This window comes from Microcystis sp. LE19-131.1A, from assembly GCF_027532015.1.
Classification (GTDB): Bacteria; Cyanobacteriota; Cyanobacteriia; order Cyanobacteriales; family Microcystaceae; genus Microcystis; species Microcystis ichthyoblabe_A.
In genome coordinates, this window is sequence record NZ_JAPZSS010000100.1 from 1 (window position 1) to 15302 (window position 15302).

11 protein-coding genes and 3 pseudogenes are annotated in these 15302 nt (G+C 44.3%); 6 read left to right on the plus strand and 8 right to left on the minus strand.

The annotated features are described in order from the left end of the window. Positions 1 to 229: 229 nt before the first annotated feature. The 4 genes from O9323_RS08770 to O9323_RS08785 all read right to left on the minus strand — a co-directional run bounded on the left by O9323_RS08770 (position 230) and on the right by O9323_RS08785 (position 6180). The gene (locus O9323_RS08770; RefSeq protein WP_288124970.1) at positions 230 to 2482 is read right to left on the minus strand and encodes a PBP1A family penicillin-binding protein; all 2253 of its coding nucleotides are present in this window, start codon (positions 2480 to 2482) and stop codon (positions 230 to 232) included. Between the two features lie 99 nt (positions 2483 to 2581). Continuing rightward, positions 2582 to 3106 carry an acetolactate synthase small subunit gene (ilvN, locus tag O9323_RS08775; protein WP_002732118.1) on the minus strand — a complete coding sequence of 175 codons (525 nt, stop codon included), beginning with the start codon at positions 3104 to 3106 and terminating at the stop codon, positions 2582 to 2584. Positions 3107 to 3402: 296 nt separating this feature from the next. Beyond that, a complete protein-coding gene (locus O9323_RS08780) occupies positions 3403 to 5022 on the minus strand; it encodes an ABC transporter substrate-binding protein (protein WP_288124971.1) in 1620 nt (539 codons plus the stop codon). A gap of 618 nt (positions 5023 to 5640) precedes the next feature. Further along, positions 5641 to 6180 (minus strand): pentapeptide repeat-containing protein, encoded by a 540-nt coding sequence (locus O9323_RS08785; RefSeq protein WP_288124972.1) that lies wholly within the window; start codon positions 6178 to 6180, stop codon positions 5641 to 5643. A 69-nt stretch (positions 6181 to 6249) separates the two neighbouring features. On the opposite strand from O9323_RS08785, the gene O9323_RS08790 reads away from it, so the two are divergent. Together O9323_RS08790 and O9323_RS08795 are read left to right on the plus strand one after the other, a co-directional pair. Further along, entirely contained in the window at positions 6250 to 6867 is a 618-nt protein-coding gene (locus O9323_RS08790; protein ID WP_004161440.1) for a DedA family protein, read from the plus strand. 213 nt (positions 6868 to 7080) lie between these two features. Beyond that, a complete protein-coding gene (locus O9323_RS08795) occupies positions 7081 to 7851 on the plus strand; it encodes an FkbM family methyltransferase (RefSeq protein ID WP_288124974.1) in 771 nt (256 codons plus the stop codon). Positions 7852 to 7879: 28 nt separating this feature from the next. On the opposite strand, the gene O9323_RS08800 is transcribed toward O9323_RS08795, so the two are convergent. The 3 genes from O9323_RS08800 to menB form a co-directional block, all read right to left on the minus strand. After that, a complete protein-coding gene (locus O9323_RS08800) occupies positions 7880 to 8965 on the minus strand; it encodes a glycosyltransferase family 4 protein (protein WP_004157948.1) in 1086 nt (361 codons plus the stop codon). A gap of 279 nt (positions 8966 to 9244) precedes the next feature. Further along, positions 9245 to 9547, minus strand: coding sequence for an RNA-binding regulator (gene rbp, locus O9323_RS08805; protein WP_288124975.1), 303 nt, complete (start codon positions 9545 to 9547; stop codon positions 9245 to 9247). A gap of 261 nt (positions 9548 to 9808) precedes the next feature. Then, a complete protein-coding gene (gene menB / locus O9323_RS08810) occupies positions 9809 to 10642 on the minus strand; it encodes a 1,4-dihydroxy-2-naphthoyl-CoA synthase (RefSeq protein WP_016514989.1) in 834 nt (277 codons plus the stop codon). Between the two features lie 157 nt (positions 10643 to 10799). Here menB and O9323_RS08815 point away from each other — a divergent pair. The 3 genes and pseudogenes from O9323_RS08815 to O9323_RS08825 all read left to right on the plus strand — a co-directional run. After that, a pseudogene (locus O9323_RS08815) lies at positions 10800 to 11235 on the plus strand (IS30 family transposase); the annotation flags it as partial. Then, positions 11224 to 11379: pseudogene (locus O9323_RS08820) on the plus strand (transposase); the annotation flags it as partial. The pseudogenes O9323_RS08815 and O9323_RS08820, both read left to right, overlap by 12 nt. 64 nt (positions 11380 to 11443) lie before the next feature. Next, positions 11444 to 12727: a TldD/PmbA family protein gene (locus tag O9323_RS08825; protein WP_004157944.1), complete on the plus strand. Its 1284-nt coding sequence runs from the start codon at positions 11444 to 11446 to the stop codon at positions 12725 to 12727. Between the two features lie 353 nt (positions 12728 to 13080). On the opposite strand, the gene O9323_RS08830 is transcribed toward O9323_RS08825, so the two are convergent. Continuing rightward, the gene (locus O9323_RS08830) at positions 13081 to 14763 is read right to left on the minus strand and encodes a hypothetical protein (protein WP_004157942.1); all 1683 of its coding nucleotides are present in this window, start codon (positions 14761 to 14763) and stop codon (positions 13081 to 13083) included. A gap of 258 nt (positions 14764 to 15021) precedes the next feature. Here O9323_RS08830 and O9323_RS08835 point away from each other — a divergent pair. Continuing rightward, a pseudogene (locus tag O9323_RS08835) lies at positions 15022 to 15165 on the plus strand (arsenosugar biosynthesis arsenite methyltransferase ArsM); the annotation flags it as partial. Positions 15166 to 15302: the final 137 nt, after the last annotated feature.

Consider the following 15302-nt stretch of genomic DNA (forward strand, 5'->3'; position numbering starts at 1 on the left):
TGCTTCGCCCCTACAGGACGCGGGCCGATGAAGACGCAAGGTTTTGAACGACGATTCTCTCAAAATCTTGCACCTGTGGGAGCGAGAAAAGCCCCAAAACCTTTACTTTGCCTACATTTCAAATTTATTCAGCAAACCCTAAGTACCTAAGCAAAATTAATTACACATATCTAACCACCTCTTGCCTATCTTCACTAGGAAATTAATTTTGCACGACTACTTATTGGGATTAATTTTGTGTGGTGATTAACTGACGGTGATAATCGCCCCATAACCGGGCTGCCTGTTGACTACTGCCGGAAGTGGGAGAATTGTTATCATTCCCTAACCAAATGCCTGTCACCCAATGGCGACGGGGAAGATAACCGATAAACCAGAGGTCCACATAATTATTCGTAGTTCCCGTTTTACCCGCTTCTCCCATGCCAATACTGGCAGCGCCTCCTGTACCATTAGTTATCACCCCCCGCAATAGGCTATTCATCGTCTCGGCGGTTTTAGGGGAGATTACCTGCTGATTTCTCTCGCTATCCTCGCCATAGTCATAAATAACCCGACAGGTACTCAAATCCTCCACATTTTCACAGTCGGAAGCGTCGAGAATGCGTTTAATGGCGTGGGGACGATTCCAGCGTCCACCATGGTCAAAAACCCCATAAGCGCCGGTCATTTCTAGGACATTTACCTCGCTTTGCCCTAAAATTAGCCCTGGTACAGGATTTAAAGATGATTTTACCCCCAAACGTTCCGCTACATTGACCACATTGCTTAATCCTGCCTCGCGAGCAATGCGAAGGGCGACACTATTTTCCGATCGCGCTAAACTTTGAAACATATTGATGGCCCCGCTACTGCGTTCACAGGGAGAATAGGCCTGTCCTTGCCAAGAGAGTCCAGCGCAGGTATAGGTTTTATAGGGCGATATTCCCTTTTCTAGGGCGGCAGTATAAGCAAATACCTTAAAAGTGGAACCGGGTTGACGTTTAGCTTGGACAGCGCGGTTAAATTGGCTTTTTTGATAATCAACTCCCCCAACTAAAGCGAGAATTTCCCCAGTTTGACTGTTTAGGGTAACTAAAGCTCCTTGGGAGTAACGATAGCGGGGGCCTTGGTTTAAAATATGAGTTTTTAAGCTTTTTTCTGCGATCGCTTGCAGCCGGCGGTCTAAACTGGTTTCAACGATAAAATTGCCCTCTTTGGCCACTTCTTCCCCTAAAAGATCCTGTAATTCCTCGAAAACGTAACTATAAAAATATGGTGCAATCGTACTAGATAGGGATTTTTTGGCTTGGGGACTGATTTCAATGCGGGATCTGCGAGCGCTGGCGGCCTCTTCTGGGGAAATCATCCTTAATTGAGCCATGCGATCGATGACACGATTGCGTAATTGTACAGAAGTGTCGTAATCTTGAATGGGATTAAATCGATTCGGAGCGGGTAACATAGCCACAAGGGTGGCAGCCTCGGAGATATCTAAATCCCTTGCGGATTTATCGAAATAAAAGCGGGCCGCATCTTCAAAACCGTAACCGGCCAGACCGAGATAAACTCGATTGAGATAGGTTTTGAGAATTGTATCCTTACTATACACCGCCTCTAATTGTAAAGCGACCACAGCCTCCCGGATTTTGCGACCAGCAGTATTTTGGCGACCGACTTCGGGGAATAAACTACGCGCTAACTGTTGAGTCAGGGTGCTGGCCCCCTGATGAATGCCTTGACGTTCCCGATTAATCATAACAGCCCGGACAATCCCCAAAGGATCAACGCCAAAATGCCAGTAAAAACGACTATCTTCGGAAGCGACAAGCGCCTTGGGCAAATAGGGAGAAAAATCGCCCAGATTATCTAATTCTTGGTGAGTTTCCTGTCGCCTGGGATTGAGGGGAGTTTGACCATCCCTAGGGTAAACCACCACCGGACCGCTCACCCCGGAAGGGAGTGGATAAACATTAACTCTGCGACTTTCCCAGATAATCCCTAGAACCAATAAACTGAAAATACCCCCCGCACCATAGAAACCATAGCGCAAAAGTCGCGCCCACAGGGGAGGGGGACAGTAATAGGAGATGGTGACACAATTAGCTAAGTCTGGGGGGGCCAGGGTAAAGGTATCCCCATGACGCAGGGAAACGCTTTTCAGACGACGTTTACCCATATAAACCCCGTTGGTGGAGTTTTCATCTGTGAGCAGGAAATGATGGGGATTTTTCGGGTCCCGCTGCAGGGAACAGTGAATCTGACTAACCACATTATTACGGATAGTAATATCACAGGAACTGGAACTACGGCCTAACAAATAGCGATCGCCAATAAGGGGATATTTGCTTTCCCCGCTGCCATTCTCGTTTTTAAGGCGTAATTCGGGAACTCTCGCCCCTTTTTTGAGATTTACCGCCTGAAAATTTACCTTTCCTTGCAATTTCTGCACGGCAACGGTGACAAGTTGACTAATTTGGGTTTTCGGCGACTGGTTAGACATAGTTTTTATCAGCTTCTGAAGGCAATAGGGGAAGCGGGGAAGTGGGGAATTTCAACTAAAACCCTAACACCCTAACACCCCAATTCATCCCCAATATCCCTAAATTGACATTTTAGCCTCTAAAGCTTTCAGGTATTCCGTATTGACTCCCGACTCGCGAATCAGAGCAATTTTACCGGTACGCGCCACTTCACGAACGCCAAATTTATTCAGCATCTGCATAATCGCCACCATTTTACCCGGATCCCCCACCACTTCGATGGTCAGGGTTTCCTCAGAAATATCCACAATTCGCGCTCGGAATACCTGCGCTAATTCGATCACTTCTGCTCGGCGCTCGGCGGTAGCATTAACTTTAATCAGCATTAATTCCCTTTCCACGCAAGGGGTTTGGGTGATATCCTGCACCTTGAGGACGTTAATTAATTTGTAAAGTTGTTTGGTTAACTGTTCGATGCTGTCCTCGTCCCCTGGCACTACCATCGTAATGCGAGAAACTCCCATTTGTTCAGCAGGACCGACGGCTAGACTTTCAATATTAAAGCCGCGACGGGCAAACAATCCGGCAATACGGGTTAAAACTCCCGCTTCATCTTCAACTAATACGGATAATGTGTGTTTCATGGCGATCTAAGTAGGTAGGCGTTAAAAGTTGTCAGACACCCCCCTTATCAAAGGGGGCAGGGGGGATCGGCACCCCCCTTATCAAGGGGGGCAGGGGGGATCGAACCTAAAATCCATTTTTAATTTAATTATAACCAGCTACTTATCTACACAACCTATATTTAACTATTGTAAGACAGGAGGCAAGGCCAGAACAGTTTGTTTTCGCCTCACGACGATAAGAAATTTTAACAGATAAAACCCCCTACCAGCATGGCGAGGCAGGGACCAAAAGCTGACGGCTGACTCATGATTAATTATCGGGGTTTTTTGGCGATTGTCCAGAAGGGAAAAGTTTGACTGGGATTGATGATAACTCCCGTGATGCCATGACGAGCAAAAGCATATTCTTTGGTTTGCCAAAGGGGAATATAGGGAACTTCATCGGCGAGAATTTCTTGAATTTTGCCAAAAATTTGCTTTCTTTTAGCTGGGTTACTTTCCTGACGGGATTGGGCGATTAATTGATTCATTTCTTGACTATAAAAAAATGAGCCTTGACTTTGTGATCCTCCCTCTTCGCAGCCAGTTTCTGGGGAACCTTTAGCACAATCCAAAAAGGGATAAATATAGTTATCTGCATCCAAAAAATCGGGATACCAATTGGATAGAGCAGTGGTATAAAGTCCCCGGCTAATATTACGGAAAAAGGCTGCTCCTAGGATACTATTGGGTTCAAATTGAATACTATTATCTAAATCCCGTTTTGATAGGGCTTTCAGCACTGCCGCTACAGTGCTGGAAGTGATCGATCCCGAGGAGTGCCAAACTTCTACAATTGCTGGTTTTTCTGGACTATAACCAGCAGTTTTTAGTAATTGTTTGGCTTGTTCTATATTATGGTTGCCATAGCGCTCTTTAAACACCGGTTGTGATTCGGAAAAAGTCGTAGGAATAAGACTAAAAAGAGGGATGCCTTGACCTTGTAAAATGCGATCATTAAGTAAATCTCGATCGACTAGAGAAGCAATTGCTTGTCGCACTAAAATATTATCGGTGGGTTCACTTTTGAGATTGACGCTCATAAAGTTAATTGCTGCCCCAGAAGATTCGATCGCTTGCCATTTTCCCTGGGCTGCTTCTGTGCGTAATTTTCTCACTTGAGGAGGCAGTAAAGATTGATAGGCAATATCCACCGCACCCGTCTGAAAACCGTTAAATAAATTGGCAGGATTCGAGAGATAAATTTGCACATTAACTCCCTTATTTTTGGCCGGTTCTCCCCAATAGCGATCAAAAGCTTCTAAACTAAAAGAATCGCTAGTAACTGCTTTTAATCGATAATGTCCTGTGCCGATAAATTCTTCGGGTTTAAATTTACCTTCGCCAATTTGATAAAATTTGGGTGAAACCGCACAGGCTCCGGGATAAGCTAAAAGAGCGGGAAAGGCGGCAAAAGGTCTGGTTAATTTAATAGTAATTTCGTCCTCTTTGCTGGCGGTGATTTTATCAATTGTATCCCGAAGAAGAAAGGAAGGTTCCCCACCATTTTTGATAAATCTTTCTAGGGAAAACTTCATCGCCTCTGCGTTAAAAACCGTGCCATCATGAAAGATAACTCCTCGACGTACTGGGATAGTATAAGTCAAACCATCGGGGCTAATTTGCGGCAATTCCGTGGCAAGAAGAGGCTTTAAATTAGTGGTTCCTTCGGCGTAGGTGTAGAGAGTTTCACCGAGATTATAAATAATAAAAAGTCCTGCTAACTCATAACTATCGGCCGGATCGATCGAGCGTGGTTTTAGGGTTGTCCCAATTATCAGGCGATCGCTATCTCCCCGGGGTAAATTGGAATTAGTGGACTGACAGCCCACAGTCAGAAGAAGACAGAGGCAAAATAAACTTAAATAGCGGTAAAGTTGGCGTAAAGGTCTCATCGAGGGCGATTAACGGCAGCTAGGTATCGATCAATCCTATCATTTTTGTGCATAATCTTTTCTTCTAGGTTCCCTTAAGGAACTGGGTTGATTGCTTAATTGGTTGGGTAAAATTCTTCAATAACTGCACTGATTACCCAGACAATTAAACTAAATTTTCTGGTGGAGAATGGCAAAAACTTGACCAATTTGGCCAAGAGGAAGACTTAGGGCAGCAAAGGGGTTAAATGGTTCAGAATAGCTGGAGCCATGGAGGTAGATAGCAACCGATTAGAAACTCATCTTCTTTTATCTATCAGCCATTTAAGTAAGTAGTTATAATTAAATTGAAGATAGATTTTGCCTCTGATCCCCCCTGCCCCCCTTGATAAGGGGGGTGCCGATCCCCCCTTAGTCCCCCCTTGATAAGGGGGGTGTCGATCCCCCCTGCCCCCCTTGATAAGGGGGGTGCCGATAGGCGGGGGGATCCCCCTTGATAAGGGGGGTGCCGATCCCCCCTTAGTCCCCCCTTGATAAGGGGGGTGTCGATCCCCCCTGCCCCCCTTGATAAGGGGGGTGCCGATCCCCCCTGCCCCCCTTGATAAGGGGGGTGTCTGATAACTTTTAACGACTACCTACTTAGGTTAATCCTGTCCCTTCCAAACAAGCTCGATCGAAAATTGCCCCCGTGGTTACTGCCGAGGCTAAACTAGCACAAAGAAGATTGGCATCAGTAAAATTTGTTCCGCGTAAAATCGCCCCGAAAAAAATTGCTTCCTCTAAATCGGTTGCCGACAGATCTGCCCCGGACAGATTAGCGCTAGTAAAATCCGCTTGGGTTAAAATCGCCCCGACAAAACTCACTCCCCGGCCATCGACACCGCGAAAATCTGCCCCGGACAAATCTAGATGATTAAAAACCGCCCCGGCTAAAAAAGCGCCGGCCAAACTTGCCCCAGTCACGATCGCATCGAGGAGAATTGCCCCGCGTAAATCGGCATTACGAAAATCTGCTCCCCTTAAATTTGCCCCAGTTAGGTCAGCACCGCGCAAATTTGCGCGTAAATTCGCCCCTGCTAGGTCTGCACCCGCTAAATCAGCCCCTGCCAAGTTCATGCCCGCTAAATCTTTTATCTCACCCTCACGAATTGCTAATAAATCAATACTGGGAAAAGTCATGTTCAGCCACGGTTAAATACTGTAAAAATATCTTAGAATATTCGTAAACCTTTGTTAAGAAAGCGCTCCATGTCCCTAGAGCTATTATCCCTAGAAAATATTGAAGAAATCGCCCACCAATACGGATACTGGGCAGTATTTATCGGCATCACCCTGGAAAATATGGGGATTCCCATCCCGGGAGAAACCATCACCATTGTCGGCGGCTTCCTTGCCGGTAGCGGTGATTTAAACTATTGGTTAGTTTTAGTCAGCGCAATTACAGGAGCAGTTTTGGGCGATAATTTTGGCTATTGGCTCGGTCGCGCTGGAGGTTGGCCGTTTTTGTTAAAAGTTGGCAAATTCTTTCGGATTCCGCCTCAAAAACTAGAATTAGCCAAGGATCAATTTAGTAAAAATGCACCCCGGGCGGTCTTTTTCGGTCGTTTCGTGGCTTTGTTAAGAATCTTTGCCGGTCCCATGGCGGGAATTGCCCGAATGCCCTACGGTCGCTTTTTCCTCTGTAATCTCGGTGGGGCGACGGTGTGGGCGACGATTATGGTGACATTATCTTTCTTTTTAGGCCGTTTGTTCCCCTTGCACCAGTTAGTCAGTTCTATGGCTCGTTTTGGTATCTTGGCTTTAATTATCGTCCTAGCCTGGACAATTATTCACCCCATCCTTGAGTCACGGAAAAAGGTGGCTTAAGTCCGTCATTTCAGTTATCAGTTATCAGCTTTTGAAGGCAAGAGGCAAAAGACAGAATCTGACAATTCTCCTACCTAAAAAGAAGGTTAGAAACTAGGCACATCAAAGCTTTTAGCTATCCCCCAGAAAGTGAGGCTTGTTACCTCATTCTTGACGGGGAGCGATTCGTGGTGTTAATATAATTTTGTCCAAGATTACAACTATACATCAACGGTGATAGCCAAGAAAATTACTTTTTCTAATGGATTAGAATGTTACTACAGTAGTAGCAAAGAGGAAACAGAATACATTTTTTCGGAAATATTTACTGAAAGGCAATATGAAGGGCATGATATTGTCATCAAAGAAGGCGATGTGATCTTTGATGTTGGAGCCAATATTGGTCTATTCTCTATTTTTGTCAAGGGAGTTGAACCAACAGCAAAAGTTTTCGCCTTTGAGCCAATCAAGCCAACTTTTGAGGTTTTGCAAAAAAATATTCATTTGCATTCTTTAGAGGATGTTGTTTTATTTAACTGTGGATTAAGTTCAGAAAATAACCCAGCAAAAATCTTTACTTTTTATCCTAATATGTCTGCTAATTCAACCACAAAGCCAGAGGATACCTTGGCCGAATTAGAAGATATTCAAGTGGATCAGAATTTCCCAAAAATAGAAAATTTGTTTGAAGAGTTTTTCCAAGAAAAAGAACAAGTAGTCTGTGAAGTAAAAACTCTATCCTCCGTAATTAATGAACTCGGTATCGACTCCATCGATTTATTGAAAATTGACGTGGAAGGAGAAGAATACGAAGTATTTCAAAGCATCGAAGCTAAAGACTGGCCAAAAATCAAGCAAATAGTGGCTGAAATTCACGATAAAAAGGGACGCTTAAAACAAATAAGCCAAATGCTGGCAGATAATGGCTTCAAAATTCAACTAGAAAAAAGAGACTTGCTACCTTCGACATTCGTGGATATTTTCCATTTATACGCTGTGCGTTAGCGGTTGAACTTTTATTCTCAAAGTTAACCTATTTTTCCAGAAAATTGGTTAATAACTGACTGAAGCGTTGGGCAATAATCGGTGCATCAAATTCTGAAACTTTCGCTCTACCTGCCTTCCCTAAGGAACGAGCTTTTTCTGGATTGAGAAGCACTTCTGCCAATTTACTCGCTAAATCTTCAGCATCTAAGGGATTGGCTAATAGGCCTTGTACACCATCTTCAATCAACTCCGGTGTCGAGGATGAACGACTGGCGACAATCGGTTTATAACTGGCCATAGCTTCAGCAAAAACTATACCAAATCCTTCTTGCAGACTAGGTAAACAAAAAACTTGACAATCAAGATATTCTTGGATCAGTTCTTGATAGGAAAGATAGCCGAGAAAAGTAACATTTTGCTCTAAATTGAGTTCTTGTGCCAGACGGCGTAAATTATTCCATTCAGGACCTTTGCTGGCAATTCGTACCTCTACATCGGGTATTTGACGGCGGAGAATTGCGGCGGCGCGGATCAAAGTGGCAACATTTTTGCGGGGATACTGGACACCGACACAAAACACCGTCGGCCTCCTCTGCTCGCGGTTTTTTTCCTCATACTTGACCGAGGCGACCGCTGCATCCCACCCTTTGAGATCAATGAGAGAATGAACAATTTCGATATTGCCATCGTACTGATAAAGTTGCTTGAGTCTAGTACGCGAATACTCACTGATAGAGATGACCAGATCCGCACGATGGACGCTCACTTTCTCGGCTTTTGCCATCAATTCTAAGGAAGTTCGCACCCAACCCCGCTCAAAGGTAGCTTCATCGGCAATAATACCAAGAATATAAACAATAAAAGGGACTTTCAGGCGATCGCTGATGGCGTAACCATCCATATCGTAACCTACCACCACATCATAGTGGTCAAAGCGACGGGGATCGAGTCGCCAATTCCAAAGAAAGCGATGAGCCATATAGCCTAACGGCCCCGATGCTTTGGTTGGAGAGAAGACATCAACCAGATGACCCTGGGAGCGTAACTCGTTAGTCAGATGGATATTGGTGACGAAGGTACCACTTCCGAGCTTGACATTTTGGGGAGTTGCTGTGATGATTGCTATCTTCATTTTTTGTCAAAGTTTATGGCAGCGGTTGGATGATGATGGGAAAATCAGAACAAATAAGGTGGACAGGAGTAGGTGCGAATCAAATCTTGATTTTTCCTGATAACATTCTCAAAATCTATGGACGAACGGGTATCCTCGCGTCCGTTAGCTTTTTTCGTCAAAACGATGAAATGTCCGGATCGGGTATTAGGATGTGAGAAAACAGACGCAGATTGATTAATTATCGATAAGAAAGCGGTTATCAGAAATAACCGCTTCTGGAATTTTCCAAGAATCTCTTTAACGTTCCAGGCGCCTGGAGTTTTTGCGCTCACCGCCGCCACCATAGCCAGAATCATCTTCTTTGGGACGAGCTTTGTTGACTTTCATCTGTCGTCCCATCCATTCGGCCCCGTCAAGAGTTTCGATCGCTATTGCTTCTTCGTCATCGGAGGACATTTCCACAAAACCAAAACCGCGCATTTTACCCGTTTCCCGATCTACGGGCAAGTGAACGCGACTAACCGTGCCGTATTCAGCGAATACCTCTTGCAAGTCCTCTTTCGTGACGTTATAAACCAGATTACCAACGTAAATTGTCATGGATTGTCTCCCAATATCACAGCCATTTCGAGAAGGAGATCGGACACAACCCAGTCAAGGCCATCAGGGAAAAACCACTTCTGTTTGAAACCAATGCTGCTACCGAACCTAACTACTCTCTCTAAACTAGCATAGCTGATCAGTGATCAGTTATCAGTGATCAGTTATCAGTAGGAGTAGGGAGTATTAAGTGAGCAGTATTACACGGCGGTTTTCTGCTTTCTTTTCACTGATTACTGATTACCGTTTACTGCTCACTGATTAGGGTAGCCAAGGATATTGACTAAAATCGGGGGGACGTTTTTCCAGGAAAGCCTGTTTACCTTCGGCTCCTTCGGCGGTCATATAGTAGAGTAAAGTGGCATTGCCTGCTAACTCCTGTAAACCCGCTTGACCATCACAATCAGCATTAAAAGCCGATTTTAGGCAGCGAATCGCCAAGGGACTTTTTTCGAGAATTTCTAAGGACCATTTAACCCCTTCCTGCTCTAATTCCTCTACCGGGACGACATGGTTAACCAAACCCATTGCTAACGCTTGTTGGGCGTTATACTGCCGACAGAGAAACCAAATCTCGCGAGCTTTTTTCTGACCGACTACCCGGGCCAGATAACTAGAGCCAAAACCGCCGTCAAAACTGCCCACTTTCGGACCGGTCTGGCCAAAAATGGCGTTATCCGCCGCTAAGGTTAAATCACAAACCAAGTGTAAAACATGACCGCCCCCGACCGCATAACCTGCCACCAGCGCGATAACTACCTTGGGGATGGAGCGAATTAATTTCTGTAAATCCAGCACATTGAGCCGGGGTACGCCATCATCGCCAATATAACCCGCCTGACCGCGCACCGTCTGATCGCCGCCGGAACAAAAAGCATATTTGCCATCGCTGTGGGGACCTGCACCCGTGAGCAATACCACCCCAATGCGCGCATCCTCGCGAGCATCACAGAAAGCGTCGTAAAGCTCAAAAACTGTCTTCGGACGGAAGGCATTACGCTTATGGGGTCGATTGATGGTAATTTTGGCGATTCCCCCCCATTTATGGTAAAGAATATCCTCGTAGGTTTTGACGGATTGCCATTCAACGCTCATAGTCTCGGTTATAGGCACAGCTTTTTTACCTTACCTCATTTTGTCCCCCACGTTGAAGCAGGGAGCGCCAGAATAGGGGAATGGATAGTTGACGGACAAGGTTTAAAGCCGATTCCCTTCTTGATATTTTCTGACTATTTATTCAAAATATATTGATCCTAGTCGTGTAGATATCAGCGAGCGACCAGCAATTGCTGACCATAAAACCGAAATCGGTTATTGGGAAAGTGACACAATGATTGGAGGAAATTATCGAGGAATTATCGTTACATATATGGACAAAGCCTCGAAATTTTTAGTAGCAGGATTAGCCAAAAACAAAACCGCATCGGAAATCAACCCTTGTCACAGAAAAACTTTCCCAAGAGATTCACCCTGACCAAAGAAAAACCTTTACTTGTGACAAGGTTAAAGAATTTTGTGGACATCAAGAGTTGAGTCAGAAACTAGGAGCAGATTTTTATTTTACTACTTCTTATCATTCGTGGGAGAGGGGATTAAACGAGCATACCAATGGACTATTGAGACAATTTTTTGCCAAAAGAACGAATTTGAAAATCCTTAAACCAGAGCAGGTAGAAAGAGCGGTTTCTAGTGGCAGATATAAACAAGCTGCTTATCCTAAATCAGATGGGAAAGATGCTCTTTGGTCTCCTAGTTATTTTGTTTCTTCTGTGGGAGGTGTGCCATTGGCAGTTCTTAAGTGCTATATTAGAGATCAAGAAAAACTGTCGTGAAACGAAGGGGTTTTAAACCCAAATTTTCGCTAATCAGATAGCCATTATCTCAAAAACTATCACCATGACGATCGATCCGCAACAACTCATCGAACTGGCTCTCAAATCGGGAGCAGTGGCAGCCGAAGTTTATCAATCTTCCTCCCTTTCCCATCCCGTTTTTTTTGAGGCTAATCGTCTCAAACAGCTAGAAAGTTCCGAATCTGTGGGAACTGCCTTAAGATTATGGCGCGAGGGTTGTCCGGGGTTAGCGGTGGGTTATGGTGATGTGGAACCGGAAATTTTAGTAGAAACAGCGTTAAATTTATCCTATCTCAATGCCCCCGAAGAAATCGAATTTTCGGCACCACGACAGGCAATTTATGACCCGATTGGCCAGGATGTGGCGGTAGAATCTTTAATCGAGATGGGTAATCAAATGATTGGCCAAATTCGCCAAGTTTATCCTGAGGTTATTTGTAGTGGTGAATGGGAATGTGAACGGGAAATCACCCGTTTAGTTAATTCCCAGGGTTTATATTGTCAATATACCGATACAGCTTTGAGTTATTATCTGGGGATTGAATGGGTGCGGGGGGAGGATTTTCTCGCGGTTTATGATGGGGAATATACTCGCAGTACACCTCATCCCGAAACCGTAATTAAACAGTTATTGCAGCGACTACAATGGGCCGCCAATAATGTGGATAGTCCCACAGGTAAATTACCAATTTTATTGACTGCTAATGCAGTTACCCTGTTATGGGGTACGGTGGCGATGGCTTTAAATGGTAAACAGATCTTAGAAAAATCCTCGCCCTGGAGTGATAAAATCGGTCAATTGGTTATGTCAGAACAGTTGACTTTATCTCAACAACCGGAGCGAGAACCCTATAGTTGTCCCTTTGATGATGAGGGAACTCCCACCAAATTTTTATCTTTAATTGAACGAGGTAGAGTTAAAGAATTCTATAGCGATCGTACCACGGCCAGACTATTAAAAACTACTCCGACGGGAAACGGTTTTCGTCCCGGGTTAGGGGTTTATCCTATGCCAGATTTAGTTAATCTAATCGTGGCACCGGGAGAGGGAACTTTAGAGGATTTAATCTCGCAAATAGATGAAGGTCTAGTTATTGACCAAATTTTAGGTCATGGGGCCGATATTTCGGGCGATTTTTCTGTCAATATCGATCTGGGTTATCGCATAGAAAAGGGCAAAATCACCGGACGAGTTAAAGATACAATGGTAACGGGAAATGTTTATACTGCTTTGCAGAATTTAATCGCTTTGGGGTCCGATAATCAATGGAATGGTTCCTGTTATACCCCCTCGCTAATCGTTGATAGTTTATCGGTGGTGGGTTAAATCAGTTATCAGTTATCAGTTATCAGTTGACCGATTACTGTTCACTGTTTACTGACCACTGAAATTACTAGGTGTAGGGCTAATTCCAGAATTAGCCCTACAATAGGCGTTGTCAAATTGAAAGATGCTCCGAATCAGCACCGGAACTAAAATTACTGTGATAGCTAAGGATTGCACTGCATCTTTCCTATTCTGATCTAACAATGCTTAATTTTTTGAGGCTTTATTTGACCTGAAAATAAGGGGTTCGCAGGTAGGCACGGATTCCCATTCTATAAGAAATTATCTGTCAAGTCGTGGGGTTTTGTCAAGCTTTTTTGGAAAAAAATTTAACCGATGTGAGTCGGTATTTTTCAGCTTGGCATTAACGCTTTAGTTGCCGAGGCACCAAGGCGATTTAATTGCCGATTAATTTGCCATCCGAGGAGGGTTAAACCCAACCACTGACCGAAGATTGCCAAAGCGAAAGAGGGAAGTGTAGCGTATTTAGTAGCGGCAATGGGAAGAAAAGTAAAAAACCATAAAAGCGGAGATTGACTGGGATCAACTCGCAGGACAGCGAAACAGAGGAAGGGGAAAATAATCAAAATGCCGATGCTAGTGGCTGCCAGCAAAGCGCGTTTATTTGTGCTGCCTAACATCAATAATTGGGCGATAGCGGCATAGACTAAAATCATGTTCATTGCCAAGAGAAACCCGGCTGCAGTGGCTAGTTTATATTGATGGAGAGGGGCGATAAAAATAGCGGGAAGGATGAATAAAATGGCAATGGCGACGTTAACAGCCATGGCTAGGGTAGAAGGGCTTTTTTCGCCAAAGATTAGAGCTTTCCCCAGACTAATGCCCGTTTTTCCTTGCAGATGACGATAGCGAGTCCAATCTTGGAGAGTTTGACGGGGGGGAGTGAGGGCAAAAAGGATTAACAAGCCAAAAATTGCCACAAAAACGCTAAGAATGACAAAATTATCGAAAAGATAGCTCGGTTCCAGAGTTTGGAAGACAAAACCTAGGCTAATGGCGCTAAAACAGCCCATCATCCAGTAACTTTGGGGTTTACTAACAAGAGTAGCGAGGGGATTATGGAAGCGACGCTGGATAATTCTGGTTAAACCGTAGGTACAGAGGGCGAAATTGAGCAAAATTAAGCCAATACCCATTATAACCGATTGCCAGAGAGATTGACCGTACCAACGCAGATCAAAGATTTGTGAGATTCCTAGATAGCGTACCGCATCGGGGGGGAGAAAGGTAGATTTAACTAGATAGGGAAGGAAAAAACTAGGATTAAAGAGAATTAACCAATCAAAGGGGGTACGGGAACCGCCATAGCCCGATAAAGTAAAAATACTGCTATAAAACACAAAGATTAAGACTGTAGCACTGCCTAACCAGGGTTGAAATCCTCCTAACCATGGCGTGGCTAAAGCGAAACTAAGGGCAGCATGATAGAAAAAGGCACAACTAGCGATCAGAACCGCGTAGAAGGCTAAAATTAACGACAAGGGAATACCTGCTAATAAACCCGCCCCCAAGTGAAAGGGTAAAGCGAGAAGACAGACGAGATAGAGGAGAATGGGAACCCCGAAAATTTTGCCGATAAAAATCGTTTTGGCGGGTTGGGGACTCAGACGGATAAAATTAAGTGTACCTCGGCGCTCTTCCCCAGAAAGATCGGCAATTAATTGATAGGTTCCCACCACTAAAAGAGCGAAAATGCCGGTAATACTCAGAAAAGTGAAGATATCTAACCACCATAACCGGGAGATAATCATCCATTGACCATTTAAGTCTTGGATACAGTATTTAAGCCCACTATAGGGATAATAGTCGTTGTTATTGGGGGGATTAGCGGTACAGTAACGACTAAATCCCGCTCCTACTGGCAAGAGATTTTGATAGTACAAGTAAACTAATAATTGACCAACAAGGGAGATAATCGAGGCGATCGAGATATTTTTCGGGGTTAATCTTCCTTGCCATTCTCGCATAATTTGCGGGTTGGTTTCCGTAAGGCGATCGATTATTGTCAGTATCATATTTCTGTCCTCTCTACAGCCGTCAACAGGAGCTAATCCTAGATTAACCCGGTAACTTCTCGATCGGTTTGGGGATGAAGAAATCCCTCGAGATGCAGCTAAGTAGCTGGTTATAATTAAATTAAAAAGGGATTTTAGGTTCGATCCCTCCTGAAATCCGCTCTTGATCAGGGGGGTGCCGATCCACCCTGCTAAGATAGCGTTGGGCGAGGATGCGAAGTAAGTCCTTGAATTGATCAGAGAAAAGGAGTTTAAAGGATGAAAATGACTTATCTGGAAGCTACTGCCAAATTTTACAGCGAAGTAGCCCAAACTCCCGAAGTGGGGCTATGTTGTGTTCAAAGCAGTCCTTTGCAACTGCCGGGGTTAAAAATCCCCGCCATTATGCAGGAGATGAACTATAGACCTCCTGCAAAAATAGGAACTGATTATGTACAATAAAGTAAAACACTCAGAAAAACCATGACTTACGAAAAAGTAAAAAATTTGAATCCAGAAGAGTTTAAACGCTTTTGTGGAGTATATCCTGAAACATTTAA

What these genes read in the sequence shown, in the direction of transcription:
- O9323_RS08830 (WP_004157942.1), bottom strand. Translation starts at nt 14,763, where the DNA reads ATGATACTGACAATAATCGATCGCCTTACGGAAACCAACCCGCAAATT.
- O9323_RS08785 (WP_288124972.1), bottom strand. Translation starts at nt 6,180, where the DNA reads ATGACTTTTCCCAGTATTGATTTATTAGCAATTCGTGAGGGTGAGATA.
- O9323_RS08780 (WP_288124971.1), bottom strand. Translation starts at nt 5,022, where the DNA reads ATGAGACCTTTACGCCAACTTTACCGCTATTTAAGTTTATTTTGCCTC.
- menB (WP_016514989.1), bottom strand. Translation starts at nt 10,642, where the DNA reads ATGAGCGTTGAATGGCAATCCGTCAAAACCTACGAGGATATTCTTTAC.
- ilvN (WP_002732118.1), bottom strand. Translation starts at nt 3,106, where the DNA reads ATGAAACACACATTATCCGTATTAGTTGAAGATGAAGCGGGAGTTTTA.
- rbp (WP_288124975.1), bottom strand. Translation starts at nt 9,547, where the DNA reads ATGACAATTTACGTTGGTAATCTGGTTTATAACGTCACGAAAGAGGAC.
- O9323_RS08770 (WP_288124970.1), bottom strand. Translation starts at nt 2,482, where the DNA reads ATGTCTAACCAGTCGCCGAAAACCCAAATTAGTCAACTTGTCACCGTT.
- O9323_RS08800 (WP_004157948.1), bottom strand. Translation starts at nt 8,965, where the DNA reads ATGAAGATAGCAATCATCACAGCAACTCCCCAAAATGTCAAGCTCGGA.
- O9323_RS08790 (WP_004161440.1), top strand. Translation starts at nt 6,250, where the DNA reads ATGTCCCTAGAGCTATTATCCCTAGAAAATATTGAAGAAATCGCCCAC.
- O9323_RS08825 (WP_004157944.1), top strand. Translation starts at nt 11,444, where the DNA reads ATGACGATCGATCCGCAACAACTCATCGAACTGGCTCTCAAATCGGGA.